This window comes from Chelatococcus sp. XZ-Ab1 (genome assembly GCF_029309855.1).
Taxonomy (GTDB): Bacteria; Pseudomonadota; Alphaproteobacteria; order Rhizobiales; family Beijerinckiaceae; genus Chelatococcus_A; species Chelatococcus_A sambhunathii.
Genome location: NZ_JARKII010000013.1, coordinates 23,510 through 46,805, shown reverse-complemented (window position 1 = coordinate 46,805; position 23,296 = coordinate 23,510). Strand labels below are relative to the sequence as shown.

At 65.8% G+C, this 23,296-nt stretch carries 25 protein-coding genes, 2 tRNA genes and 1 CRISPR repeat array; of the genes, 11 read left to right on the top strand and 16 right to left on the bottom strand.

Annotated elements, in window-relative coordinates:
* Positions 1 to 247: 247 nt before the first annotated feature.
* Positions 248 to 1,264 (bottom strand): amino acid ABC transporter substrate-binding protein, encoded by a 1,017-nt coding sequence (locus P2T65_RS17780; protein WP_055458010.1) that lies wholly within the window; start codon positions 1,262 to 1,264, stop codon positions 248 to 250.
* 356 nt (positions 1,265 to 1,620) lie between these two features.
* Between P2T65_RS17780 and metC the strand changes: the two genes are divergently transcribed.
* Complete coding sequence (metC, locus tag P2T65_RS17775) at positions 1,621 to 2,799, top strand: cystathionine beta-lyase (protein ID WP_276200402.1); 1,179 nt, start codon at positions 1,621 to 1,623, stop codon at positions 2,797 to 2,799.
* Between the two features lie 79 nt (positions 2,800 to 2,878).
* On the opposite strand, the gene P2T65_RS17770 is transcribed toward metC, so the two are convergent.
* Genes P2T65_RS17770 through P2T65_RS17760 form a run of 3 tightly spaced genes read right to left on the bottom strand, consistent with a single transcriptional unit; the run spans position 2,879 to position 5,755 of the window.
* Positions 2,879 to 3,220, bottom strand: a complete 342-nt coding sequence (locus P2T65_RS17770) for a lipid-A-disaccharide synthase N-terminal domain-containing protein (RefSeq protein ID WP_055458008.1) — start codon at positions 3,218 to 3,220, stop codon at positions 2,879 to 2,881.
* Positions 3,220 to 3,972, bottom strand: coding sequence for a glycosyltransferase family 2 protein (locus tag P2T65_RS17765; protein WP_071923930.1), 753 nt, complete (start codon positions 3,970 to 3,972; stop codon positions 3,220 to 3,222). The genes P2T65_RS17770 and P2T65_RS17765 overlap by 1 nt, the downstream gene beginning before the upstream one ends.
* A gap of 52 nt (positions 3,973 to 4,024) precedes the next feature.
* Entirely contained in the window at positions 4,025 to 5,755 is a 1,731-nt protein-coding gene (locus tag P2T65_RS17760; RefSeq protein WP_276200401.1) for a glycosyltransferase family 39 protein, read from the bottom strand.
* A gap of 366 nt (positions 5,756 to 6,121) precedes the next feature.
* Here P2T65_RS17760 and P2T65_RS17755 point away from each other — a divergent pair, with 366 nt between their 5' ends.
* From P2T65_RS17755 to P2T65_RS17735, 5 genes are all read left to right on the top strand, one after another.
* Entirely contained in the window at positions 6,122 to 6,331 is a 210-nt protein-coding gene (locus tag P2T65_RS17755; RefSeq protein ID WP_019402418.1) for a cold-shock protein, read from the top strand.
* A gap of 373 nt (positions 6,332 to 6,704) precedes the next feature.
* Positions 6,705 to 6,781, top strand: a tRNA-Pro gene (locus P2T65_RS17750).
* A gap of 87 nt (positions 6,782 to 6,868) precedes the next feature.
* Positions 6,869 to 7,174, top strand: coding sequence for an ETC complex I subunit (locus tag P2T65_RS17745; RefSeq protein WP_055458005.1), 306 nt, complete (start codon positions 6,869 to 6,871; stop codon positions 7,172 to 7,174).
* A gap of 22 nt (positions 7,175 to 7,196) precedes the next feature.
* Positions 7,197 to 7,273: transfer RNA gene (locus P2T65_RS17740), tRNA-Arg, on the top strand.
* A gap of 147 nt (positions 7,274 to 7,420) precedes the next feature.
* The gene (locus tag P2T65_RS17735; protein WP_055458004.1) at positions 7,421 to 7,681 is read left to right on the top strand and encodes a hypothetical protein; all 261 of its coding nucleotides are present in this window, start codon (positions 7,421 to 7,423) and stop codon (positions 7,679 to 7,681) included.
* A gap of 80 nt (positions 7,682 to 7,761) precedes the next feature.
* On the opposite strand, the gene P2T65_RS17730 is transcribed toward P2T65_RS17735, so the two are convergent.
* Positions 7,762 to 8,076: a DUF2853 family protein gene (locus P2T65_RS17730; RefSeq protein ID WP_055458003.1), complete on the bottom strand. Its 315-nt coding sequence runs from the start codon at positions 8,074 to 8,076 to the stop codon at positions 7,762 to 7,764.
* A gap of 310 nt (positions 8,077 to 8,386) precedes the next feature.
* On the opposite strand from P2T65_RS17730, the gene P2T65_RS17725 reads away from it, so the two are divergent.
* Positions 8,387 to 8,698 carry a hypothetical protein gene (locus P2T65_RS17725; RefSeq protein WP_055458002.1) on the top strand — a complete coding sequence of 104 codons (312 nt, stop codon included), beginning with the start codon at positions 8,387 to 8,389 and terminating at the stop codon, positions 8,696 to 8,698.
* Positions 8,699 to 8,854: 156 nt separating this feature from the next.
* Positions 8,855 to 9,551: a CRISPR direct-repeat array (repeat unit 32 nt; unit sequence GTTTCAATCCGCGCCCCCGCGTAGGGAGCGAC).
* 225 nt (positions 9,552 to 9,776) lie between these two features.
* Here the strand turns inward: P2T65_RS17725 and cas2 are convergent.
* The 10 genes from cas2 to P2T65_RS17675 form a co-directional block, all read right to left on the bottom strand.
* The gene (gene cas2 / locus P2T65_RS17720) at positions 9,777 to 10,067 is read right to left on the bottom strand and encodes a CRISPR-associated endonuclease Cas2 (RefSeq protein WP_055458001.1); all 291 of its coding nucleotides are present in this window, start codon (positions 10,065 to 10,067) and stop codon (positions 9,777 to 9,779) included.
* A gap of 9 nt (positions 10,068 to 10,076) precedes the next feature.
* Positions 10,077 to 10,850 carry a CRISPR-associated endonuclease Cas1 gene (gene cas1, locus P2T65_RS17715; RefSeq protein ID WP_276200400.1) on the bottom strand — a complete coding sequence of 258 codons (774 nt, stop codon included), beginning with the start codon at positions 10,848 to 10,850 and terminating at the stop codon, positions 10,077 to 10,079.
* 43 nt (positions 10,851 to 10,893) lie between these two features.
* The gene (locus P2T65_RS17710) at positions 10,894 to 11,091 is read right to left on the bottom strand and encodes a CRISPR-associated endonuclease Cas1 (protein WP_276200399.1); all 198 of its coding nucleotides are present in this window, start codon (positions 11,089 to 11,091) and stop codon (positions 10,894 to 10,896) included.
* Positions 11,088 to 11,765: a CRISPR-associated protein Cas4 gene (cas4, locus tag P2T65_RS17705; RefSeq protein WP_276200398.1), complete on the bottom strand. Its 678-nt coding sequence runs from the start codon at positions 11,763 to 11,765 to the stop codon at positions 11,088 to 11,090. The genes P2T65_RS17710 and cas4 overlap by 4 nt, the downstream gene beginning before the upstream one ends.
* 6 nt (positions 11,766 to 11,771) lie before the next feature.
* Positions 11,772 to 12,725 (bottom strand): type I-C CRISPR-associated protein Cas7/Csd2, encoded by a 954-nt coding sequence (gene cas7c, locus P2T65_RS17700; protein WP_055457999.1) that lies wholly within the window; start codon positions 12,723 to 12,725, stop codon positions 11,772 to 11,774.
* Positions 12,722 to 14,497 carry a type I-C CRISPR-associated protein Cas8c/Csd1 gene (gene cas8c / locus P2T65_RS17695; RefSeq protein ID WP_276200397.1) on the bottom strand — a complete coding sequence of 592 codons (1,776 nt, stop codon included), beginning with the start codon at positions 14,495 to 14,497 and terminating at the stop codon, positions 12,722 to 12,724. Before cas8c ends, cas7c begins: the two co-directional genes overlap by 4 nt.
* Positions 14,498 to 14,555: 58 nt before the next feature.
* Positions 14,556 to 15,254, bottom strand: coding sequence for a type I-C CRISPR-associated protein Cas5c (gene cas5c, locus P2T65_RS17690; RefSeq protein ID WP_055457998.1), 699 nt, complete (start codon positions 15,252 to 15,254; stop codon positions 14,556 to 14,558).
* Positions 15,255 to 15,619: 365 nt separating this feature from the next.
* The gene (locus tag P2T65_RS17685) at positions 15,620 to 17,884 is read right to left on the bottom strand and encodes a CRISPR-associated endonuclease Cas3'' (protein ID WP_276200396.1); all 2,265 of its coding nucleotides are present in this window, start codon (positions 17,882 to 17,884) and stop codon (positions 15,620 to 15,622) included.
* Positions 17,885 to 18,070: 186 nt separating this feature from the next.
* Positions 18,071 to 18,592, bottom strand: coding sequence for a hypothetical protein (locus P2T65_RS17680; protein WP_276200395.1), 522 nt, complete (start codon positions 18,590 to 18,592; stop codon positions 18,071 to 18,073).
* 224 nt (positions 18,593 to 18,816) lie between these two features.
* A complete protein-coding gene (locus P2T65_RS17675; RefSeq protein WP_276200394.1) occupies positions 18,817 to 19,305 on the bottom strand; it encodes a helix-turn-helix transcriptional regulator in 489 nt (162 codons plus the stop codon).
* A gap of 204 nt (positions 19,306 to 19,509) precedes the next feature.
* Here P2T65_RS17675 and P2T65_RS17670 point away from each other — a divergent pair, with 204 nt between their 5' ends.
* Both P2T65_RS17670 and P2T65_RS17665 read left to right on the top strand, forming a co-directional pair.
* The gene (locus tag P2T65_RS17670) at positions 19,510 to 19,806 is read left to right on the top strand and encodes a helix-turn-helix domain-containing protein (protein WP_183316241.1); all 297 of its coding nucleotides are present in this window, start codon (positions 19,510 to 19,512) and stop codon (positions 19,804 to 19,806) included.
* Positions 19,803 to 19,979, top strand: a complete 177-nt coding sequence (locus P2T65_RS17665; protein ID WP_276200393.1) for a hypothetical protein — start codon at positions 19,803 to 19,805, stop codon at positions 19,977 to 19,979. Before P2T65_RS17670 ends, P2T65_RS17665 begins: the two co-directional genes overlap by 4 nt.
* 96 nt (positions 19,980 to 20,075) lie before the next feature.
* On the opposite strand, the gene P2T65_RS17660 is transcribed toward P2T65_RS17665, so the two are convergent.
* Positions 20,076 to 20,414, bottom strand: a complete 339-nt coding sequence (locus P2T65_RS17660; protein WP_276200392.1) for a hypothetical protein — start codon at positions 20,412 to 20,414, stop codon at positions 20,076 to 20,078.
* A gap of 201 nt (positions 20,415 to 20,615) precedes the next feature.
* Between P2T65_RS17660 and P2T65_RS17655 the strand changes: the two genes are divergently transcribed.
* Both P2T65_RS17655 and P2T65_RS17650 read left to right on the top strand, forming a co-directional pair.
* Positions 20,616 to 21,077 (top strand): hypothetical protein, encoded by a 462-nt coding sequence (locus tag P2T65_RS17655; RefSeq protein WP_183316244.1) that lies wholly within the window; start codon positions 20,616 to 20,618, stop codon positions 21,075 to 21,077.
* Positions 21,074 to 23,284, top strand: a complete 2,211-nt coding sequence (locus P2T65_RS17650; protein WP_276200391.1) for a DDE-type integrase/transposase/recombinase — start codon at positions 21,074 to 21,076, stop codon at positions 23,282 to 23,284. Before P2T65_RS17655 ends, P2T65_RS17650 begins: the two co-directional genes overlap by 4 nt.
* Positions 23,285 to 23,296 lie beyond the last annotated feature (12 nt).

Genomic DNA, 23,296 nt, shown 5'->3' with positions numbered 1-23,296 from the left:
ATGAAAGATGTCGGCCGGCGTTCGCTTGTCGGTCAGGCTAACAGCCGAAGCACCCCACTCCCGTCATCTTGCGTTCTTTTTTCATTTTCATTCCCCTTGTAACGGCAGGCGTCTGGCGGCCCACCTTGGACGTTTGTTATTATAGCACCCGCCCGCCGGTCTGCTTAACCTGTTTACAGGCAGTTGCTTGCTTGTGACCGTCACCGGTGCCCCGGGCCGTCCTCCCCGGCCCGGGGCACCGCTCTTCTCAGCGGATCGGCGGCGCGTACTGCAGACCGCCCTTGGTCCACAGCGCGTTGAGGCCACGCTTGATCTTCAGGAGCGATCCCTCGCCCACGTTCTTCTCGAAGATTTCGCCGTAGTTCCCCACGTGCTTGATGACCCGGTAGGCCCAATCATTGGTGAGGCCGATGGCCTCTCCGAACTTGCCTTCGGCGCCGAGCAGGCGCTTGATCTCGGGATTGTCAGACTTCAGCTGCTCGTCGACATTGGCCTTGGTGACGCCGAGCTCCTCGGCATTGAGCATGGCGTAATGCACCCATTTCACCACATCGAACCACTGGTCGTCGCCATGGCGGACGGACGGGCCGAGCGGCTCCTTGGAGATGATCTCCGGCAGGACGATGTGATCATCTGGGTTCGTCAGCTTCAGGCGCTCGGCATAAAGGCCCGAAGCGTCGGTGGTGAAGGCGTCGCAGCGGCCCGAATCATAGGCCTTGACGGTTTCGTCCGACGTCGCGAAGGCCACCACCTCGTACTTCATGTTGTTGGCGCGGAAATAGTCCGCGAGGTTGAGCTCCGTCGTCGTGCCCTGCTGAGTGCACACCGAGGCGCCGTCGAGCTCGAGCGCCGAGGAGATGCCGAGGCTCTTGCGGACCATGAAGCCCTGGCCGTCGTAGTAGTTGACGCCCGTGAAGTTGAGGCCGAGCGAGGTATCACGCGACATCGTCCAGGTGGTGTTGCGGATGAGGACGTCCGCCTCGCCCGACTGAAGGGCCGTAAAGCGGTCCTTCGCCGACAGCGGGATGAACTTGACCTTGTTCGGATCGTCGAAGACGGCCGCGGCCAGCGCACGGCACAGGTCGACGTCGAGGCCGGTCCAGTTGCCCTTGTCGTCCGGCACGCCGAAACCGGCAAGGCCGGTGTTGGCGCCGCACTGGATGAAGCCTTTCTGCTTGATCTGGTCGAGCGTCGCAGCCGAAACGGCCGTTGCCGCGAAGCCGGCCGCCAGCCCGACTACGACCGAAGCGATCATACGTTTCATTGATTGAATCTCCCACTCTGAAGGTCCGTCGGAACCGGAAAAGGCCTGTTCATCGGACCTCCCCTCGCTCCGGGCAGGCCCATCGCGACCGGCCACCATACCCGACCAGGCGGGGGACGGCATCTCCGGCGCAGGCTCCATGCATCACGGACTGTTATGCATCACATTCGACTTTGTTGAGCCGGTCAAGCACAACCGTGACAAACTCATGGCACAAAAGGGGCAGAACGACGGTCAGTCGCCGTCCTCCCCAGGGAACATCCGGGTTCCCCCTTGGCCGCACGGCTTGACGACGACGCGACGGCCAGTCCAAACATCCGGACATTGACGCTCACGACCCCAGGTTTTCCACAGGCATGTCTTCCAGCACCGACAGACCGCGCGGCATCCGCACCCGCCTCGTCACCGCCGGGCGCAACCCCGACGAGCAATTCGGCTTCATCAACACCCCGGTCTACCGCGGTTCGACGGTGCTCTATCCGACGATGGACGCGCTGGTCCATCGCAAGGCGCGCTATACCTATGGCACCAAGGGCACGCCGACGATCTCGGCCCTCGAGAGCGCCTGGACGGACCTGACCGGCGCCGCCGGCACCATCGTCGTCCCCTCCGGCCTCGCGGCCGTCACGATCGCGCTACTCGCCTCGGTCAAGGCGGGCGACCACGTGCTCGTGACCGACAGCGTCTACCAGCCGACGCGCCATTTCTGCGACACCGTGCTGAAGCGCATGGGCGTCGCGGTCGACTATTTCGACCCGCTCGTCGGCGCCGGCATCGCCGCCCTGATGAGGGACAACACGTCGGTCGTCTTCACCGAGACGCCGGGCTCACAGACCTTCGAGGTGCAGGACGTGCCGGCCATCGCCGAGGTAGCCCATCAGCGCGGCGCCCTCGTGCTGCTCGACAACACTTGGGCGACCCCCCTGTTCTATCCGCCGCACGAGCGCGGCGCCGACATCGCCATCGAGGCCGGCACCAAGTATCTCGGCGGCCACTCCGACCTGCTCATCGGCCTCGTCTCCGCCACAGACCGCTGCTGGCCTGCCCTGCGCGCCACCTTCGATGCCTTCGGCGCCTGCGCCGGCCCGGAAGACACGTTCCTCGCCCTGCGCGGCATGCGCACGATGCAGCTGCGCCTCAAGGAGGCCGAGAAGCAGGCGCTCGACCTCGCGGCCTGGCTCGAGGCGCGCCCGGAGGTGAAGCAGGTGCTGCACCCGGCGCTCACCTCCTGCCCCGGCCACGAGACATGGAAGCGCGACTTCCTCGGCTCGACCGGCGTCTTCTCCATCGTTCTTCATCCGGCATCGCAGAAGGCCGTCGCCGCCCTCCTCGACGGGCTCGAACTCTTCGGCATGGGCTTTTCGTGGGGCGGCTTCGAGAGCCTGATCATCCCCTTCGACTGCCGCAGCTATCGCACGGCAAGCGCCTGGAACCCGGGCGGCCCGTGCCTGCGCCTGCAGGTCGGTCTCGAGGATCTCGACGACCTGAAGGCCGATCTCGATGCCGGTTTCGCGCGGCTGAAGGCTGCCGGCTAAGCGGATTCACTTTCCGAGCAACGGGGCATAACGCATTGCTCCCGCTTGCGTTTCCCGCCCGACAACCAGCGCGGCGCCTTCAGCCCTTGGCGGCCGAGCGCGCGGCGCGCCGCTCGCGGGTGATGAAGACGAGGTTGCGCAGGTAGATGAAGATGCTGAATGCTTGGCCCAGGATGATCACCGGCTCGCGCTTGTAGAGCCCGTAGACGAGCGTGATGAGCCCGCCGCCGATGGAGAAGAACCAGAAGGCGACCGGGATGACGCTGCGCTGCTCGCGCTCGCTCGCCACCCACTGCACGACGAAGCGCATGGCGAAGAGCAGCTGGCCGATGAGGCCAAGCGCCAGCCAGAAGTCGAAGTTGGCGATGAAGACCTCGTAGAGGTAGCCGCCGATTTCGCGCGACAACGAGATGACGAGCATTACTTCAACTCCTCGGCGGGCGCCGCCCGCCGGCAGCGGCGGATGAGCCACCAAACGCCGCAGAGATCGAGGATCCCGACCCACAGACGGTCGAACAGCCCGTAGTTGGACTGCCCGGTCAGGCGCGGCCGGTCGACCACGTCGACGAGCACCACGTCGTAGCCCTCGCGCTTGACGAGGGCCGGCATGAAGCGATGGATGGCGTCGAAGTAGGGCAGGCTCAGGAAGATGTCCCGTCGCACCGCCTTGAGGCCGCATCCCGTATCGCGGGTGCCGTCGCCGAGGATGGCGCGGCGGACCTTGTTGGCGATGCGTGACTGCATGCGCTTGAAGCCCGTGTCCTTGCGTCCGAGACGCTGGCCGGCCGCAAGCCCGACGCCCGGCCCGCCCGCTTCGAGCGCGGCGACGAGCTTGGGGATGAAGGCGGGGTCGTTCTGGCCGTCGCCGTCGATGGTCACGATGATCGGCGCCCGCGCCACGCGCGCGCCCGCCCGGACGGCGGCGCTCTGCCCGGCCGAGCGCTCGCGCCGCAACCGCCTCAGCCACGGCCGCTCGGCCGCCAGCCGCGCCAGCTCCATGCCGGTGCCGTCGCTCGACCCGTCATCGACGTAGATCACCTCGAAGGGGGCAAGGCCGGCGCAGGCGCGCTCGATCTCGGCCACCAGCGGCGCGATGTTGCCAGCCTCGTTCTTCACCGGCACGACGATGCTCACGCGCGGTGCCGGGGCATCGATCTGCGATTGATCGTTCATCTCAAACCTTGCAGGCAACCGGACAGCCGGCGGGGCTCACAAGCAATGGTCCTCATTCGCCCGTGACGTAAACGCCGACATCGAGCTTGCGCCCTCCGTTGATATTGAATCCCGGCACCCGTGTGACGAGACGTGGTGTTTTTCCCATCTCGCCGAGCGACGCAAGGAATTCCTGTTCCGCCCGCGCCTCAACGAGCGCGATGCGGCACCCGGGGCCGTCGAGGAAGGCGGCCGCCGCCTGCCCGTCCGAGGCCATCGCCAGATCGGTGCCGACGAGGAAGACCAGGCTCGGCTCGCGATAGCCGACCGTCACGACCTGCGGCGACGGACAGCCGATCGATGTGACCGCCTCCGCGAGCCGCGGCGACAGCTTCAGCGCGCGCAGCAGCGGCTGCGTGAGCCCCCACACGGAGGCCGACAGCACAAGCGATGCGGCGATGGCGAGCACAGCCGTCTTGATGACCGCCCCGCGCCGGAAGGCAAGCCAGGCCCAGACGGCGACGAGGGCGGCGACGAGCATCCCCGGCATGCCCGCATAGGGCGGCACCCCGTCGAGCTGATGGCCGGCGATGCCGAGGCCAATCAGCAAGCCGAGCGGAATGAAGGGAATGAGCAGCGCCGCCGGTACGGCCGCGGGGCGATGCGGCCCGACCTCGCCGAGCTCCATGACCTTGACCGTGAAGATGGCAAGGGCCGGATAGAGGGGCAGCACGTAATGCGGCAGCTTGGTCGGCACGGCCTCGAAGATGATCCAGGACGGCAGCACCCAGGCGAGGCACACCGCGACCCAGGGCTCCGCCCGCCATCGCCAGGCGAGCGGCAGGGCGATGGCCGTGAGCACGGCCGCCGGCCAGAACGTGCCGAAGAAGGCGAGGAGATAGAAGCCGGGCGGAGCCCAGTGCTTCTCCTGGCCCGAGCCGACCTTGGCCAGCATGTCCTTGCCGACCGATTCATCGAAGAAGGCGCCGCCTGTCTTCATGGCGATAGCGATGAACCACGGCGCGACGATGAGCGCCGTCAGCAGCAGTCCCCAGCCGGGCCTGAGGCCCTTCAGCCAGCCGACCGCGCGGGCGCGGACCGACAGGGCCGCCGCGGCGAGGCCGACCACCATGGGGCCGATGGGTCCCTTGACAAGGATGGAGAGGGCGAAGGCAGCCCAGAAGGCGGCTATGGTGCCAGCCGGAATGATCCTGTCGCGCCAGAGATAGAGCCGCGCCAGGGAGCCGAACATCACCACGGTCGTGGCTGTCAGCACCGCATCCGTCTTGGCGAGCCGCGCCTCGACGCCGAGGAGGATGGAAGCGGCCATGAAGGCGCCGGCAAGCAGCGCCCCACCCGGCGACACGAAGGCGAGCGCCGCCCAGTAGGTGACGAGCACCGTCGCCACCGCGCCGAGGAAGGAGGGGATGCGATAATAGGCGATGGTGGCGCGCGCGTTGTCGACGCCGAGCGCCTCCGCCCCGGCGACGACCGCGCTCTGCAGCCAGTAGATGCCGACGGGCTTCTTGTGACGCGCCTCGTCCTGGAAGCGGATGTCGACGAAATCGCCGGTCTCGAGCATCTGCTTGCTCGCCTGGGCGAAGCGGGGCTCGTCCCGGTCCATCGGCTGGAGGGAAGCGAAACCCGGCGCGAAGACCGCGCAGGACAGGAGGAAGAGGACGACGAGCGCCCTCGCATGGCTCGCACTCAGGGCCGCGACGAGCCGCTGCGCCCAGTCGCCGCCCTGCACCGCGCCCTTTTTGCGCACACCGGCTGGCGCCGTGCTTTCACCGATCAAGGCCATTCTCTCGCCCGTTCCGGAAATCCCGCCCGGCGCCGCCATCGGCGCCCGTGCTTCCGCGCTCGCCCCGGCGCTCTCGCATGTCGAACGAGCGCCGTTTTAGCGGCGGCTTGCGCAGCCGGCAATGGCTCGCCCCGACGCTCTCCGCCCCTTGGGGCATCCCTGCCGACGCGTCCGGCCAACCGCCTTGCATCGACCACAATTGGGCCCTATCGTCACCTTATCGGGATTTGGCCGGAATATTGGTCTGTCACGCCTCGCAGTCAGGCGCACCTACCTACTTCTTCCCCAAAATCTGCGACGACAATGGCGCTCGCCCGCTTGGCGTGCGCGCGCCCGCGTGCAACCTGAAGACGAAGGATACGACAAATGAGCACCGGCACCGTGAAGTGGTTCAACGAGCAGAAGGGTTATGGCTTCATTCAGCCGGATGACGGCGGCAAGGACGTGTTCGTCCACATCAGCGCCGTCGAGCGCGCCGGTCTGCGCAGCCTGAACGAAGGCCAGAAGATCTCCTACGAGCTCGAGACGGACCGCCGCACCGGCAAGACCTCAGCCGGCAACCTCCAGGCCGCCTGAGGCCTTCTCCGGCGGGAGGGCGCATGCGCCCTCCCGCAAGTGTCGTGCGGTTTCCGGGTCTTTTCTTCGATCCTTTGCCGCTTGCGCCGATCCCGGCCCTTGCGCCGGCAGCGTCATCGCGACCGCGCCCTTCCCGTCGGCCGCATCGCCGCATGATTAAGACATGGCCGCAGGTCTGGCCGCCGCAGATGTCCTGCCCGCCGGCCATGCGAAGCTGCCCCGCGCAGCCGCGAACGCGATGCCACCCGCCAGCCGTCTCGGCGCCAAGCTGTGCGCCGCTGTGCATCTCGGCTCCCTTTCGCTCCGATTGTGCACGCGATGCCCTTGCCTTCGCCCGCCGAAAACACTAGGAAAACCTTGGACATGAACGGTACGGGGCATAGCGCAGTCTGGTAGCGCATCTGCTTTGGGAGCAGAGGGTCGCAGGTTCAAATCCTGCTGCCCCGACCATCATGTCTGAGGCTGCTCCGGCAGGTGCCTTCCGGCGTCTGTCAGGTGTGGCTGAAGCCCGTTTCCACAGGAAGCCGCGACCGAGCAATGATCGCACGCATCTACAAGCCGACGAAGACGGCCATGCAATCCGGCACCGCCAAGACGAAGCGCTGGCTGCTCGAATACGAGGCGGAGAAGCCGCGCGAGGTCGAGCCGTTGATGGGCTGGACGAGTTCGTCGGACATGCGCCAGCAACTCAGGCTCTCCTTCGACAGCCAGGAAGAGGCCGAAGCCTATGCGCGCCGCAACGGCATCGCCTATCGCGTCGAGCAGCCGCTTGCCCCGAAGCGCCGCATCATCTCCTATTCGGACAATTTCAAGTTCAACCGCGTGACACCCTGGACGCACTGACGCGGCCGGCGAACCACGCGACGGCCCCTTAGCTCAGCTGGATAGAGCAAGTGCCTTCTAAGCACTAGGTCGCAGGTTCGAGCCCTGCAGGGGTCGCCACGTCAAACATCCGGATCGGCTTTCGCGGCGGCCGCGGCATCGCTCAGGTGCGCAAAGGCCATTTGCTTTCCGGCTCCGGCCACGTATGAGGAAGGATGCCGGGCGTGGTGCGCCCGGATTCGCTTGTTCCTTTCGAGGGGCCCGTTCATGAAAAAGATCGTTCTTCTGGGCGCACTGGCCTTCGGTCTCGCCGCCTGCAACACCAGCAACCCGGGCGACCGCGCGGTCGGCGGCGCCCTCATCGGCGGCGGCGCCGGCGCCCTCGTGGGCGGCCTCGCCACCGGTACGGCGGGCGGCGCGCTGGTCGGTGGCGCCATCGGCGCGGCCGGTGGTGCCATGATCGGTGCGGCGACGGCGCCCCAGTGCCAGACCTACTACTACCGTGGCCGTCGCTATCGCGACTGCTGAGGCCGCTGCGCGCGATGCCGAAGGCCGGCGGATCTCCGCCGGCCTTTTTTGGCTGGATGTTCCGGCGTGACCCTTCCGCCTCAGGCGAAGGTGTCCAGCTTTCCGAAATGTTCGGCCAACAGGTAATAGAAGGTCAGACGCGACTTCGTGCGGTCGTCCTTCATCGTCTGACAGACCGCCTTGATGGCGCCGTCGAGATCGCCGCTCGTCAGTCCCAGCTTTTTCTTCAGGAAGTTCTCGCGGATGCGGGCGCATTCGTCCGGATCGGAGCAGGCGACATAACGGCTGTCGGCCCTGCCGAGCACCAGCTGGTACGTCTTGGCGAGACCTGCCAACGCGGCTTCGTTGACAGGTTTCTTCGCATATTTCTGAACATCGGCGAGTTGTTCCGACATCGTCCCTCTCCGGGCTTGGGTTGCTGGATGGAATTACGCAACACGAGCTGTAAAGATCAGGATGAGAAGCGCCGGCCTGTTGCCTCCTCGAATCGCCGGGCATCAGAGGCGGCGGAAGCGCCCCGGCGCCATTCAAAGCTTTGCTGCCCGGTTTGGCAATCACCGGACCGCTGGTCCCGCGCTGCCCCGCCACGCATCCGACACAGAAACCCGCTGAGATGGCGCTGGTGCCGCCGGCCCGGACGCGCTACAGCCCCAACCGGAACGGCGCAGAGGCTTTCGCGCCGCTTCCCGAGATGAAGGACCTCACATGTATACACTGGAAATCGGCCGCAAGGCTGTCGCCGTGATCGACGCCGACGAGGAACAGGCCCGCGCCGTCTTCGATCAGGAGGCCTTCAGGAACGACCTCAGACAGATGACGAGCGATGGCGAGCCTCTGTGGGACGGCATCATGCCGCTCAGCCTGCGCCCGGCAAGCGAGGAGGAAGCCGAGACCTTCGACCTCATGATGGAGGAGGACGCGGAGGCATTCGACGAGGACGAACCCCTCGACGGCGAGGAGGAGGGCCTTGATGTGCTCTTCCTCGTGCCGATTGACGACGGGGAAGACGGCGTCTGACGCCACAACAGAGCGAATTGACCACGGGAGCAACATCATCGGGGGCGAGAGCGCCCCGAACGCTTCGCACGGCACAGGCGGCCCGCATCCGCCGAGAGCCCGCCGCAACACCGCTGCGCCGAGCCCGATGATCGTGTTCGACCTCGACTGCAGCCGGTTTCAATCCGCGCCCCCGCGTAGGGAGCGACGCGACGGGTCCACCCAGGTGATGTGCAGCCCGGCGTTTCAATCCGCGCCCCCGCGTAGGGAGCGACCATGGCCAGACGCGGCTTCCGCATCGAGGCGGCGAAGTTTCAATCCGCGCCCCCGCGTAGGGAGCGACCGTCAAGGGCCGCCTCGACGTTCCCGGCGCTCGGGTTTCAATCCGCGCCCCCGCGTAGGGAGCGACCCTCGCCTTGACGCCCCACATGAGAACGATACAAGTTTCAATCCGCGCCCCCGCGTAGGGAGCGACCGGCGTCCACCGGCCATCGACGTAGCTGCCGGGCATGTTTCAATCCGCGCCCCCGCGTAGGGAGCGACCCGCGGCAGAGGCCGTGTTGATCGTGTCTGTCTCGTTTCAATCCGCGCCCCCGCGTAGGGAGCGACCCAGCTCGACGGCCATGCGCTCAAGTGCCGGTATGTTTCAATCCGCGCCCCCGCGTAGGGAGCGACGCTCTTCTTCAAGCGCCACGCCATTCCCAAGGCCGTTTCAATCCGCGCCCCCGCGTAGGGAGCGACTCGCGCTCGTGCGGCGCGCCAACCTCCGACGCCGTGTTTCAATCCGCGCCCCCGCGTAGGGAGCGACCTCGCCCCGCGGGCGCCGCCGACGATGCGCCTTGGTTTCAATCCGCGCCCCCGCGTAGGGAGCGACTCCCTCATTGTTATCCAATTGCGATAGCACGCGAAAGCGAACGTTGATCGCGTATCCCATTCCGGTCCGGGCAGATCGACCCGCAACCTTTCTTCCGCCGGAACAGAAGATCAACGATGTCAGAGAATTGACGCCTGCGCGAACGGGACGGGTTTTGCCGGCACGCTTGCGGTTCGCACCGCACAGGCGGCGCCGCTGCACGCGGCTGCGAATAAGCCCGCTCGGCTAGACGATCAGGGGCCCATCGAGGTCGGGGGTCGGCTTCGCCCCCACATGCTCGACACGTCGGCGCCAATGGGCTCCGAGATAGTAAAAGCGCAGGCTGTCGCGTTCGGGCTCGATGAGTTTCTCAAGGCGCGCCTTCAGCAACGTCCACTGCGCCGGGTCGACCTGGATCTCGAAGACGGAATATTGGACCCGCTGGCCGAAATCCCGACAAGCGCGTGCCACGCGCCGGAGCCGCCCTGCCCCGCCCGCTTCGGAGGTGTTTACGTCATAGGTCACCAGCACCATCATCGACCTGCCTCATTTCCATAGCCACGGCGGATAGGCGTCAAGGTCACCGCGCAGGTGCCGGGCCAGAAGCTGGGCCTGCAGATAGGGCACCAGGCCGAGCGGTGCCATCTCCTCCAGAAAAGGATGGCGCCGCTCCTCCTTCTTGCGCTCCTGCCAGGCAGTGAGGACGGTTCTGCGCCCCTCTTCCGTCAGCCAAACTCCTCCGCCGTCGCGTATCTCGAAATCCCGCGCGCGCAGCTGGCGACGGTTGACGAGCGACAACGCCAGACGGTCGGCCAAGACCGGACGCAATTCCTCCATGAGGTCCAGGGCGAGGCTCGGTCGTCCGGGGCGGTCGCGGTGCAGAAAACCCACGGCCGGATCGAGGCCCACCGATTCCGCAGCGCTGCGGCAGTCGTGGGTCAGCAAGGTGTAGAGAAAGGACAGCAGGGCATTGACGGGGTCGAGCGGCGGCCGGCGCGAACGGCCATGAAAGCGCATCTGCGCGTCCGGCGAGCGGATGAGGACATCGAAGACACCGAAGTAAAGGCTCGCGGCTTCCCCCTCCGCCCCGCGCAGCGTCTCGACATCGCATTCCGACTGGCTCATCCTGCGCAGGATGGACGCAAGGCGATCCGTCGCCGCGGCCATGCGCTGCTTTTGCTCGGGCGCAAGTTCCTCGCCATAGTCACGCACGGCCCGCATCAGGACGGATCTCTGGTTCGCAGTCTTGCCGAGCACCAGGCTGCGAACGATGTCGAGCGGCGTATCGCAGACGCGATACTGCGCCCGCCGCAGCAGCACATTGCCGGCGACAGGCCCTTCGACGCAGGCCTGGAAACGCCCGCTACGATTCCGCTGCCGCGCAAGCTCCGATCAGCGCCGGCGAGATGTAGACGGCGCCGAAGGTCACAACCGAAGCCAGCATATGCAGTGGCACGCGTGCACGCTCGGTGCCCTCGATCTCCGCCACGAGATTCTCGCCGTCCTTCCTAAGGCTCGCGCCCTCCGTCGTGACGTAGAACGTGTTCAGGAGCTTCTTCAACCGGCACCCCCTTGTCCGTCGAGAAGCGACGCCACCATGCCTTCTCGCCAAGTGCGAGCCGAGCGGCTGCCGGCCTTGGGCCGGCACAGTTCGATGAGCGAGCAGGCGCGACAACGTTCCGCCCGCCAGACCGCTTTCGGTGTCGCAAGGCTGCGGAAGATCCGGCGCAGGTCGGCGATCGTCTCCTCGGTCAGGCGGCGCAGGTCAGCGTCGAAGGGCACCGCGATGCGCCGCTTCGTCTCTCCGTAGAAGAGGGCCCCTTCGGGCACCGGCCGTCCGGTCATCTCCTCGAGGCACAGGCCCTGCGCGCAGAGCTGCACCTCGTCGGCGCGATGCAACTTCGGCCTGCCGCGCTCGAACTCGACCGGATAAGGAATCTCCCCGTCGGGGCCGCGATGGAACTCGACGAGATCAGCAACTCCCGCGATGCCGAGCCGGCGCGAGGCGATGGCGAGCGCCGTCTCGCGACGCACACCCCGCGCCCTGCGGCTGTCCGGTCGGCCAGAAGCGACGTGCATTACATGCCCCTCCGCCGTAAAGCGGTTCTCTGCCCACAGACGTTCGAGATGGATGAGCGCTGCCTGCCGCAGGCAATAGACGGCATGCTGGAGCGCCGAGAGCGGAATGGGCTCGGCGTCCCGTTCGTCGGGCTGCAGCAGGCCGTCATCAGCCATGAGGCATCACAGCCATTCGATGACCTCGACGCCCTCCGGCAGGTTGGCGCGGTTGATTGTCACGACATAGTCCGAAAAGGCCCGAGCCGGCGGATAGTTGTCGATCTGCCGGTCGATTTTGCGGAGCTCGCCGGCGATGTTGCGGCCAATCTCGACGCGATCGAACAAGGCATGGGCCGGCGCATTGCCAAGGGCACTGGCGTGCTTGAAGGCGATGACCTTGCGCGACGCCATCTCCCCGCGAGCGGCCGAGCGGTCATGCTCGAACATCGAGACGAGGGCCTCGCGCAGGAGGTCGAGATCGGCTTCGCCGAAGCCGGTGCGCTCGGCGAGCTTGGCGGAAATGAAGCCATGGGCGCGATAGAGGCCGTAGGGCACGATATGCTTGCGGCCCATCGTGCGGTTGTCGGTGCGCCCGTTGTCCTCTTCGCTGCCTTCCGCCCGCTGCTTCTTCTCTGCCTCGTTGGTCGCGGCCATGCGCGTGATGGAGATTTCCTGCGGCACGATGGGTTCGATGGATTGGGCGAAGGTCATCTGCACGGGGCCACGCACCTGGCCGCAGTTGATGCCCGTGGACATGACGGCGCCGAAGGTGCGCACGTCGAAGAAGTTCCGGCACATGAAATCGCGCAGCCGCTGCGCTTCCTCGTCATTCTTCGGGTTGAGCTTGCCCTCCTTCTTCGCCTTCTCGTCGTCCGGGCGCAGCGCCACATAGGCCTTGCGATGCTGCTCATTGAGGATGGCGCCTTCCTGCACATAGATATGGCAACCGGGCGCGCCATCACGTGCGAGCTCGACATAGTTGCGGATCTTGCGCTTCAGGCTCACGTCCGAGACGAGCCCATGGTTCGTCTCGGGATCGAGGCGCGGCAGGTTGCCGGCGTCGGGATCACCGTTGGGATTGCCCTTGGAGACATCGAACAGGAGAACGAAATCGTAGCGATTGGCGAGCGCGGTCATTGGGCGGCCTCCTCGGTGACGGTATCGGTCTTGCGGAAGAATTCGTTGCGCTGGTGGTAGTAGCCGAGGCCGAACAGGGCCTGCTCGGCGGCCGAAAGCGACGGCGGGAACGGGTCATTGGATGGATCCATCACCTCGAGGATGTCGCCAATGATGCGCTCCAGATAGATGCGCTGGCCCGGCCGCTGCTTGCCGAGCTTGGACAGATGATTGGCCGATCCCTTTTCCAAGAGCGCAAAGACCTTCCGCGGCTGTGCGGAGGCCGCGCCGTAAAACTTGTCCTTGATCGTGGCGTTGACGTTGCGGCCGAGTGCGGCCATCTGCGCATGCTCGTAGGCGGCGAAGAGCCGCCCGAGCAGATAGCCCTTGTTCCTGTTGTGCGGGTCGAGCGCCACGGGTGCCTCCTTCGTCTTGTCCGATGCCCCGGTCCGTGCGGGATCCATGTCGAAATTGCGCACGAGGAGCGCGCGCAGCATGCCGGCCCTCAGCGCATTGATCTCCCCGTCCGCGCGGATGCGCATCAGCACGGTCGCGAGCAGCGTCAGCGGATAGGGCGTGCCGGTGAGGATGGCGCGCATCCACTCGCCGGCAAGATTGGGCGGCACGTTCTCGCGCTTGCCGAGCACCGCCGTCTCGGCGAGATAGCGCCAGAGCGGGGGATAGCCGTCGCGCGGCGGCGGCTCGATCGCCATGTCCGAGACGAAGCGCGCGTAATTGCCGGCGAGCCGGCCGAAATCGTCCTCCAGCCAGAAGCGGATGGACAGGCGCGCCGCATTGGGGGCAAGACCGAGCACATAGAAACGGACGCCTTCGGCGAGCTTGGGCTCGATGTCCTTCAACGGGATGCCACGGCGCATGCGCCCGAGAGCATCGCCGACCTTTCCGGCCTCGATCCCCTCGTCCGGCTGCGATGCGAACCAGGCGCTGAAGAAGCTTTCGGCCGCCTCCGCCACCTGCGCATCCGAAGCATCCGCCCAGAATACCGTGGACGCATCGCCGATCTGGATGCGATGCCTGTCGTCGGCGAGGAAGGTGTTGAGCGCCGTCGCATATTTGAAAGCGGCCGCCTCGGACACGGGCGCGTTCTCCCCCTGCTCGTGGCCGTAGGAGGTGAAGGCATCGAGGTTGAAGGAAACGATGGAGGCGCCGGACGATTGCGCGCCCCACACCCCCTTGATCGCCGGGTGCAGCCGCGCAATCGGGCCCATCGTGCCCGTGACGAGGCACACCGCCTCGGTGTCGCCGTTTCGCGCACCGACGTCCACCCACAGCGCCCGGGCGGCGGGCCGGTCGTGCAGGTAGATATTCTGCAGCCGCTCACTCTCGAGCGCGAAGATGACATTCTGATCCTTCATCTCCTCCGGCCACAGCGGCTGAGTGAACCGCTCGGGCGACCACTGGTCGAGAAAGCGGAGAAGAGCCAGGAGACCGGGATCGGCGGTGCCGGCCAGGGCGCCGCGATGCATCTCGCAAAAAGCCCTGTGCTCGTCCGCCGTCCGCTTGCCTTCGCCAGCCGTGACGCCGAGCAGGTAGGAGGTCTTGTCCCACAGGAAATTCGGCGCGATGGCGACGGTGCGCTTCACCGGTTGCGGCACCTGCATCAGCCGCGGCACCTTCTTCTTCCCCGTCCCGTCGCGCAGATCGCTGACGGAAGCGACGCTGCCGTCCTCGTTCAGCGAGATGACGAAGCCGATCTTCTCGGTCGAGAAACCGAAGGGCGGCACGTTCGGAAGCCGGTCGTAGGCTTTGGCGAGGGATGCCAGAATGCTCATGGGGACCTTCGCAATCCTTGCGCCCACGCCCTGTCACGGGCGGCGGGCCACGAAAGGTTCAGCGCAGAATGTCCGGCGAGCCGGGACGGGGCACGCGCATCACGCCGTTGTCGAGCCGGGCGCGGAAGAACAGCGACGGCCGCCCCGCCGCCTGATGGTCGATGTCCCACAGCATCAGGCCGAGATCGCGCGGCCGGCCGAAACCCAGGTCGTCTGTCCGGTGTTCCGGCTCGGGCGCCGGCATCGGCGCATCCGGCGCGATGAGGGAGAAGGCGGCGGCGAACTCGCGCGTGCCGAGGCAAGGCTGGTGGAAGCACTGGCCACGCTCGGCCCGGCGGTTGAAGATGTCGAGATGCTTGCCCTCGCTCTCGTCGCCGTCGGCCTTGTCCGTCAGCACGAAATGAGCCTCGATGACATAGGCGACGTCGACGAGGACGGTGGCGGCACGCTGCTGGCGGCTGTCCTCCACCTTGAGGGCAAGGCCCGCCAGGCTGCCCCGGTTCATGGCCGCCCTCACCGTGCCGGCAGGGATCTTGCTGCCCACCTCGTTGCGACGGATGGACCGGAACCGGACCGGCTTCAGCACATGGATCGCGTCGATGACCCAGCGGATCGCCGGCTTCCAGTGGATCGATTCCAGAATGCCGCGCGCCGCCGACGGGGTCATCACGTCATAGGAAACGCGCTCAACCTTGGTCTCCGGCCTAGTGAAACAGGCGTAATTGCCCGAGACGTGCAGACGAATTCCATAAGCCACGATTGCCCCCCAACCCACTATAGACTTACGTGAACTGAACACCCCCGCAGATTACGCATGGACGGACGAATTTTGACTCAGTACTGACTTCCTTTAAAACTTTTTTATTTTATCATATATCTCTATTCAGGCATTTCATTCCAATAAATACCTTGAATCGCCCCATATCAATAGAACCGCGAAACGATGAAGAAAGAAAGCGCTTGCTGCACAAAGTAAACCGCGCCGTGGCGGCCCATGCAAGCATTTCCGATATCCTAGCGGCGTCGGCTCGAGTTCCCTGATGGGCGTTTGTCCGATGCTGAAGGGATTGGCAGCTCTCTCTAACCGGAATGCGGACTGTCGCACATGGAGCGCACCTGTCCTCATACCATCCACTGCTCCGGCCGGAGATAGTCCGCATCGTCCCACAAAAGGCCGACATCGGGCCGATACAGGCTGTCCGCTACCAGCACGGCGAATTGGTCGGCGCGAAGCTTCTCGGCGTGGAAGGCAACGTGACCGGCTGCCATCAGCGCGATCCGCGCCTGAGGCGGCACCTGCACGACATAGGGCTGCACCTGTCGCGCCAATGTCCCGGACGGAATGGTCTCGACGCCGAGCCTGTCCACGATCGACCACGCCTCCGGCGTATTCGCCACAATCACCGGCTTCATGCCGCTTTCGATCATGCGGAATTTCTCGGCCACCGTGCGATAGGCAAAGTCCGTCTCGATGCCGCCACGGCCCGGGCCCATGCGGAAGCGCGACAGGATCTTCTCCTTGTCGAGCCCCTCCGGGCCGACGCGCCAGTAGACCTCGCCGAAGAAATCCTCCATGGCCTGTGGCGACAGGAGATCCTCGTGCTTGTCCGCCATGCGCCCGAGATCGCCGCTCAGACTCTTGATCTCGGACGGCGGAGGATGGTCGGGCGCGGTGAAGATCGTGACGATGCTCTCCTCCAGAGGCCGCCGCCCTTCCCGGTTGCAGCGGCCGGCCGCCTGCGCCACCTGATCCAGCCCTGCCTCGGCCCGCCAGACCTTCGGGAAATCGAGGTCGACACCCGCTTCCACCAACGAGGTGGCGATGACACGGCAAGGACGCCCCTCCATCAGCATCCGCCGGATTTCAGCGAGAATGGCGCGCCTGTCGACGGCGTGCTGCCGGGTCGAAAGATGCACAGCTCCGTCGAGCCCCGCGGCCTGCGCAGACCGATAGAGTGCAAGGGCATGCTTGCGACTATTGACGACGACGAGGCCCTGGCTCTGGTCCATGAGGGCGGCGACGAGCGCCGCATCGTCCATCTCGCCGGCGAAGCGAAGCGTCACGCGCCGAAGCTTGCGGGCCAGGTCCTGCGGCTCGGGCGCCAGTTCCCGGCCGGCGAGCGGCAGGCCGACGGGATGGCCGGCCGGGAACCTGTCGGCATCGAGCGCCGGCTGCGTCGCCGTGCACAGCACGATGCTGCAGCGGTAATTGGCGGCGAGCTCCCGAAGCGCGGCCACGGCCGGCGCCAGCAACGGACGCGGCAAGGTCTGCGCCTCGTCGAGGATGATGATGCTGCCGGCGACGTTGTGCAGCTTGCGGCAGCGCGACGGCCGGGCGGCAAACAGGCTCTCGAACAGCTGCACATTCGTGGTGACGACGACGGGTGCGGCCCAGTCCTCCATCGCCAGCTTCAGCTTGTCCCGGCTCGCGGCATCACTGTCCGCCATGCGCGCCTCTTCGCGCCGCAGCCGACCGGAGTCGATGGCCGAATGATGCTCGAGCACCACCGCCGCGCCCAGGATATCCCGGAAAATTTCCGCCGTCTGGTCGATGATGGAGGTGAAGGGAATGGCGTAGATGATGCGGCGATGCCCGTGGATCCGGGCGTGATCGAGCGCGAAGCCGAGCGAAGCGAGTGTCTTGCCGCCCCCGGTCGGCACGGTGAGCGTGAACAGGCCGGGCGCCTCGCCGGCACGGCTGCGCACGTGGTCGAGCACCGCGCTGCGGACGCTGTTCACTTCCGAATTGCTGTTGCGCAGGTCCCCCATCCGTCGCTCGTAGGCGGCCAGCAGGCCCGGAAGGACCGTCTGCAACGCTGGCCATTCACGCTCGAGTTGTCGCCCCTCGACGCGACCGTAGAAGGCCTCGGTGTCCTTGAAGTCGGCATCGACGAGACAGGAGAAGAGCATGCGGCCGAGAAAGGCGAACTGGAAGGCGAGGCGCGCTCGGGAAGCCTCCACTTCGCGATGTGTCGCCTCGCGCGCCGGTGGCGGCTCCCAAGAGAAGGCCGGCAGGAGGCCGCTCGCGTCGGGCGCCAGTTCCTCGCGCCAGACAGGGTCGAGCCTGGCGTGCGAAAAACCCGTCAGCCGGTCACTCAAGGCAGCGAGACTTTCCCCCCGCTTGTCGGGCAGGCCGGCATGATGACCGGCGATGGCGTATGAGATGATCTCCGCAATGAGACGGTCGTTGCCCGTGGCGAGTTCCAGGACGAGGGCAGCCCCCGCCGTCGAGTGGTCCACCCTCGTCTTGCCGCCCTCGAGCCGGGCCGCAAAGTCAGGCGAATACTTGCCGACATCATGCAGGAGCGCGGCGAGCCCTGCCGCCTTGCCTGCTCCGAAGGCTGCGCCATGGGCCGCTGCACGGGCCGCCGTTTCTGTGAAGTGCAAGAACAGGTGCTAGCCGGGAGTATCCGGAATTAGGCGGGATCGAACGGGCGCAACCGCAATTGGCCCTTGGTGTTTTGAGCCTTAGCGGAGGCGCCAGCCGACAGGATGAATGTGCAAGAACGGATGCGACCCGAATTGCTGGCGGAGTGGTCGCGCAACATCACACGCGAGTCGACGCGACGCGCCTCACTCCTCCAAAGTCACATAAAGTCGAACGTGGCGACCGTCGTTGCCAAGCAAGGCGTAACTCACCGCATCGAACTTGACCGTACCGCGGCGATCTGGGCCAGCAGCTCCATCCGCGAGACTGGCAAGCGCCTTGCCCATCGCGGACTGATCCAGTTGAGGCGAGAACGCCCGCAGAAACATAGCCACAACATTCGCAACATCGGCTGGAAGTTGCTTCGTTGTCGGCAGATACACCGCAATGCTTTGGAGTTGGCGCGTCCCCTCATCGCCTAGGGCTGAGATCATGCCCGGCCTGCTCCAAGTATACAGGCATTCAAATTGGCCTTCGACTCTCGCGCACCGCAATGGCAATAAGCGGTCGCCCAAGCCGAGGTCAGCAGCCACCTTATTTACCGGAATATATATTTGATCGACGCGGTTGGTCTCGTCGGCATTGGCCGGCAATGTCTTTGGAATTGCTGCGGCGGCCAGCAGGGCCAGCCAGCGAGCTGCCTTTGGAATGACATCTGACCGTTTCATGATCCATTCTCGATAATGTCGTTGCCGACCAAAATAAACACTGAGCTGCTGTGAATTCCGCCTGAAACATTAAGTGTAATTGGGCGGGGGGATTTCTTACGTTTCGCCCTCCCAGAGCTAGCTACTCGGTCGCTCTGACCAAGTAAGTCGCCCCGCAGTTGCCTTATAACTTCCCTTTCGTCATCAGAAACACGTGCGCTCATGATTGCCCCGAAACGATCGCCTCAGGCGACGAGGCGCAATATCTGATGCGCTCGGCGCCTATCAATTGGCGTATGCCCCTCGGAAATGTCCTCCATGATAAGTTGATAAATCTTTGCGGCGGCATCCGCTTTTTTCTCCGGCGTCATGACGCGGTTGTTCTCTTCAAGCCATTCTTCGACAAGCGAAATCGCGCTCGCCAGCACCGAAAGCCGCGGTGCACTGCCCAGGATGGGCGGCTCAACCGTAAGCCGCATTGGCCCTCTGCCAGCGGCGAGCCAGTCGAGAGAGACTCCGGCAGCCCGCGCAATCGCAATGAGTGTCGGTCTCGTGGGCTCCGATACGCCGTTGACGATCTTGTTAAAGGTCGTCGTCGGGACGCCGGCGAGCTGGGCGAACGCTCGCGCGGAGCGCCCGTCCAGCAAAGTGCGCAGCCTCTCAGTGAACGCTTTATGGTTCAGCTCCTGATCCGTAAAGCGTTCGTCGCCGTCGGCGCCTGACTTTACAGACATCTCAAACCCCAATTCCGCCAACCGATACCGTGCTGGTCGTCCTCGGATCGGGAACGATGAACCGTAAAGTGGTCGATCAAGTTGACGATGATCCTTAAAGGGTTCATATTCTGATTCGCTGTGAACACGAACGGGAGCACGAACGTGCACCCGAAAGACCGAAAAAACCGGCCCCTGCCAGGGCCGGACGATCCGGAGAATGAGATGGCCCGCAAACGCTGGGACAGGTTCACCATCAAGGCCGAGGTGCACCGGCGCAAGAGCACGCTGACGAAGATCGCGACCGATGCAAAGCTCGATCCTTCCGCGTGTCGCTCGGCCCTCATCCGCCGGCATTTCGCCGGTGAGAAGGCACTCGCCGCCTTTCTCGGCCTCGAACCGGCGGACCTTTGGCCCGATCGCTACGAGACACCATCATCCGGCACGCAGGATAGCGCGTGCCGCACAGGCGCCACCAGCCAAAACGTGCATGGGCGTCCTGACATGGGAGCGGCAGCATGACGCGTTCCCCGTCTGAAAATCGCCATCGGCCAGACAGGCATTTTCTGCCCACCACCCGTGCCTTTGCCCGCGACGCCTTCGAGCTGGTGTGCCTCGCGCTGTTCGTTGGCGCCGTGTGGGTTTGGGCCAACGAGGCCGAGAGGCTCGTGCGGCTGGTGCGAGGGGCGCTGTGATGCGCGGTCGCGACCGATTCCTGGCATTCCGAAAGGCGGCACAGAGCCTTGCGATGGCCGATGCCTTTGGCGGCATTCGTGCTACGGCCGACGAAGTCATTCGGATCCGCGCCGAGGACGCCCTCGTGGCTTCAGGGTCGCTATCAGCGCCTCTACACGAATTAGTGTTCGGAGTTCCTGGAGTACCCGACCGGGTTCCAGATCCGCCCCCGACACCAACTCTTCCACCTGCTGGAGAACGAGCACGGCGTCTTCGCCGCGTCCTGGCTCTGCCCAAGCGGCGGCGAGATCACGGAGAGCCTCGATGAATTCGAGCAGTCTCGCCTTCTCGATCATGCCTTCGTCGATCAAGGCAAACGCCACCGCCAGGGCAGGCCAGAAGCCGTTGAACGCCGCATCCTGCACAGCAAGGAGTTCGGTATCCAATTCGTCCAAGCGAGCCTCCACGCGACTTCGCCAGTCTTCACTCATCCCCATTTCTCCCGACTCGTTTGGTGACGCGTCGAGTGTAGGGGGAGCGCGCGACCTGCGTCAGTGGTCGGTGGCGGGGCTAACCCGTGCCCTCTATGGGCGTTTCCTCCCTAGCCTTGGCCGGGCGGGTTCCGCCCGCCCGGCCCCTTTTGGGCGAGGGTGACCATGGCCCGGCAGCGCGACACCAACACCCTCGACCTCTTCCGCGATTTCCAGCCGGCGCCCGTCGTGGCCCGGTTCGGCGAGGAGGTCGTGCGGGCCGGCACGCTTGCCGCCCGCCTGTCGCGCGCCGTGTCGCAGTGCCTGCGCGACTGCGGCCTCTCCCGAGAGGTCGTTGCGCGGCGCATGTCGGAATTTCTCGGTGAGGATGTCCCGGTGTCGATGCTGGAAGCCTATGCCAGCCAAGCCAAGGCCGGCACGCATCAGATCTCGGCCACGCGCCTCATTGCTCTCGTGTCCGTCACCGGCGACGAGCGGCCTCTTAATGCCCTGCTCGATGCAGCTGCTCTCATTGCTGTGCCCAGCCGCTACGAGGCTCTGCTCAAACGGGAGCGCGCTAAGGAGCTGAAGGACGAACTCGAGCGCCAAATCGCTGCCGCCGATGCGGAGTGGAGGGCCCGCCGGTGAACGCTCCTATCTCCCCGGTGAAACAATGGCTGACGGCGCGCGAAATCGCGGAGGCCGGCCTTCCTGGCCTTCCCTTTACCAAGGCGGGATTGATCCTGCGCGCTAAGCAGGAAAAATGGCCCTTCCGCGACCGCATCGGCCGCGGCGGCGGGCGTGAGTACCCGCTCGAAGCACTCCCGGCCGAGGCCCGCGCCGCCTATCTCGGCCGCCACCTTCAGGCCGTCGAGGTGCCTGTTGTCCTGCAGGCCTCGCAGTCACCGGCAGAGTCCGAGACTTCGGACCTGTGCGGCCGGGCAGCGGAGGCACGGGACGCGCGCCTAGCGCTTCTGCAGATCCTCGATCGCTACATTGCCGAGTCGGGCGTCACCAAGCGCCTCGCGGATCAGCACTTCTGCGACCTCTACAATTCCGACCGCATCGAAGTCGCCGACTGGATCCGGCGCCATGTCCGCTCGATCACGCCCTCGACGCTGTTTCGGTGGCGGGCAGCCCGCCGCGACGGGCGCACCAAGCGCCTCGGCGTCGACAAGGCAGCAGCGCGGAAGGGCTGCGGCGTCCTCGATCAGGCCAACGGCGGCGAGGTGAAGACCTTCCTGCTGGCGCTCCTGGTCAAGCAGCCGCACCTCACCGCGAAGCACCTCCGGCGCGCGCTTGAAGCGCAGTTTGAAGGCGGGCTGGACCTCGTTTCACGGCACGGCGAGATCCGCCGCGTTCCCGTGCCGCCTCTGCGCACTATCCAGTGGGCGATCGGCCGATGGAAGGAAGAGCTGAAGGTCGAGCTGACAGCCCTCACCAACCCGGACGCCTTCAAGTCGAAGTATCGCGCATCGGGCCGCAACTCCTACCGGCACGTCACGCGCCTCAACCAGCTCTGGATGATCGACGCCTCGCCGGCCGACGTGCTGTGCTCGGACGGGCGGCACTCGATCTATGCCGCGATCGACGTCTATTCGCGTCGCCTGCTGATCTCGGTCAGCCGGACGCCACGCGCCGCCGCCGTCTGTGCCCTGATGCGGCGCACCGTCCTCGCCTGGGGCGCGCCTGATCGGGTGAAGACCGACAACGGCAGCGATTTCACGGCCCGGCAGACGACGATGCTGATGGCGAACCTCGGCATCGACGTGTCCTATTCCCAGCCGTTCACGCCCGAGGAAAAGGCCTTCGTCGAGCGCGCCATCGGCACCCTGCAGCGCGGCCTCATGCCGCTGCTGGAAGGCTTCATCGGCCATGACGTGGCCGACCGGAAGCAGATCGAGCAGCGCAAGGCCTTCGCGGCCCGCCTGGGCGAGGATCCGGCCGAGACGTTCTGCGTAGCGCTGACCGGCGCCGACCTGCAGCGCGAATGCGACCGCTGGGTCGAGGCCATGTACATGCACGAGCCGCACGCCGGCCTCGGCAAGCGCACGCCCTTCGAGCTGGTCAGCGCGTCGCGCGAGGCCATCCGCACCGTCGACGAGCGCGCCCTCGACATCCTGCTCATGCCGATCGCCGGCCGCGACGGCATCCGCACCGTCAGCAAGTCGGGCATCCGCATCGATCACAACTGGTATCTCGTGCCGCATCTCATGCCCGAGACCCGCGTGCTCGTGCGCATGGATCCCGCCGACCTCGGCCGCGCCTATCTGTTCACGCCCGAGGGCGACGAATTCCTCGGCGAGGCGACCTGTCCCGTCCTCGCCGGCATCGATCCGGCGGCCGCCGTCCGCGCGGTTAAGGCCGAGCAGAAGCGCATCATCGACGAGCGCATGGCGCCCGTGAAGGCCGAGGTGAAGAAGCTCGCCAAGGGGCCGCGCCTTGCCGATCTCGTCATGCGGCAGGCCGCCCGCGATGCCGGCAAGCTGGTCGAGCTGCCGAAGCCGCGCGTCGAGCACACCACGCCGCAGATCGAGGCTGCGATCGAGGCGATGACGCCGCGTCACGCGCGCCCGGTCGAGCTGCGGCCGGACGATGCCGCCATCCATGCCGAACTGGTTGCCGCAGCCGAGGCCGACGCTCCGGTGCCGGCCCCTGAGAGCACCGTGAAAGCCTTCCCCGAGCAGCCGAAGCACCGCTTCCGCCGCGCGGTGGAACTGGAGCGCCGGATTGCCGCCGGCCAGGGCGTCTCGACCGACGAGGCGCTGTGGCTCGGCCGCTACCAGACGAGTGCCGAGTACCTCGCCCACCAGGATCTCCACCGGGACTTCGGGGACGAGTGGTTGTTTGCGTGAGCCCAAGAAGAA

What these genes read in the sequence shown, in the direction of transcription:
- P2T65_RS17655 (WP_183316244.1), top strand. Translation starts at nt 20,616, where the DNA reads ATGGCCCGGCAGCGCGACACCAACACCCTCGACCTCTTCCGCGATTTC.
- P2T65_RS17755 (WP_019402418.1), top strand. Translation starts at nt 6,122, where the DNA reads ATGAGCACCGGCACCGTGAAGTGGTTCAACGAGCAGAAGGGTTATGGC.
- cas8c (WP_276200397.1), bottom strand. Translation starts at nt 14,497, where the DNA reads ATGAGCATTCTGGCATCCCTCGCCAAAGCCTACGACCGGCTTCCGAAC.
- P2T65_RS17675 (WP_276200394.1), bottom strand. Translation starts at nt 19,305, where the DNA reads ATGTCTGTAAAGTCAGGCGCCGACGGCGACGAACGCTTTACGGATCAG.
- metC (WP_276200402.1), top strand. Translation starts at nt 1,621, where the DNA reads ATGTCTTCCAGCACCGACAGACCGCGCGGCATCCGCACCCGCCTCGTC.
- P2T65_RS17760 (WP_276200401.1), bottom strand. Translation starts at nt 5,755, where the DNA reads ATGGCCTTGATCGGTGAAAGCACGGCGCCAGCCGGTGTGCGCAAAAAG.
- P2T65_RS17730 (WP_055458003.1), bottom strand. Translation starts at nt 8,076, where the DNA reads ATGTCGGAACAACTCGCCGATGTTCAGAAATATGCGAAGAAACCTGTC.
- P2T65_RS17765 (WP_071923930.1), bottom strand. Translation starts at nt 3,972, where the DNA reads ATGAACGATCAATCGCAGATCGATGCCCCGGCACCGCGCGTGAGCATC.
- P2T65_RS17680 (WP_276200395.1), bottom strand. Translation starts at nt 18,592, where the DNA reads ATGAAACGGTCAGATGTCATTCCAAAGGCAGCTCGCTGGCTGGCCCTG.
- P2T65_RS17780 (WP_055458010.1), bottom strand. Translation starts at nt 1,264, where the DNA reads ATGAAACGTATGATCGCTTCGGTCGTAGTCGGGCTGGCGGCCGGCTTC.
- P2T65_RS17665 (WP_276200393.1), top strand. Translation starts at nt 19,803, where the DNA reads ATGACGCGTTCCCCGTCTGAAAATCGCCATCGGCCAGACAGGCATTTT.
- cas7c (WP_055457999.1), bottom strand. Translation starts at nt 12,725, where the DNA reads ATGACCGCGCTCGCCAATCGCTACGATTTCGTTCTCCTGTTCGATGTC.
- P2T65_RS17745 (WP_055458005.1), top strand. Translation starts at nt 6,869, where the DNA reads ATGATCGCACGCATCTACAAGCCGACGAAGACGGCCATGCAATCCGGC.
- P2T65_RS17670 (WP_183316241.1), top strand. Translation starts at nt 19,510, where the DNA reads ATGGCCCGCAAACGCTGGGACAGGTTCACCATCAAGGCCGAGGTGCAC.
- cas2 (WP_055458001.1), bottom strand. Translation starts at nt 10,067, where the DNA reads ATGATGGTGCTGGTGACCTATGACGTAAACACCTCCGAAGCGGGCGGG.
- cas4 (WP_276200398.1), bottom strand. Translation starts at nt 11,765, where the DNA reads ATGGCTGATGACGGCCTGCTGCAGCCCGACGAACGGGACGCCGAGCCC.
- P2T65_RS17735 (WP_055458004.1), top strand. Translation starts at nt 7,421, where the DNA reads ATGAAAAAGATCGTTCTTCTGGGCGCACTGGCCTTCGGTCTCGCCGCC.
- P2T65_RS17725 (WP_055458002.1), top strand. Translation starts at nt 8,387, where the DNA reads ATGTATACACTGGAAATCGGCCGCAAGGCTGTCGCCGTGATCGACGCC.
- P2T65_RS17770 (WP_055458008.1), bottom strand. Translation starts at nt 3,220, where the DNA reads ATGCTCGTCATCTCGTTGTCGCGCGAAATCGGCGGCTACCTCTACGAG.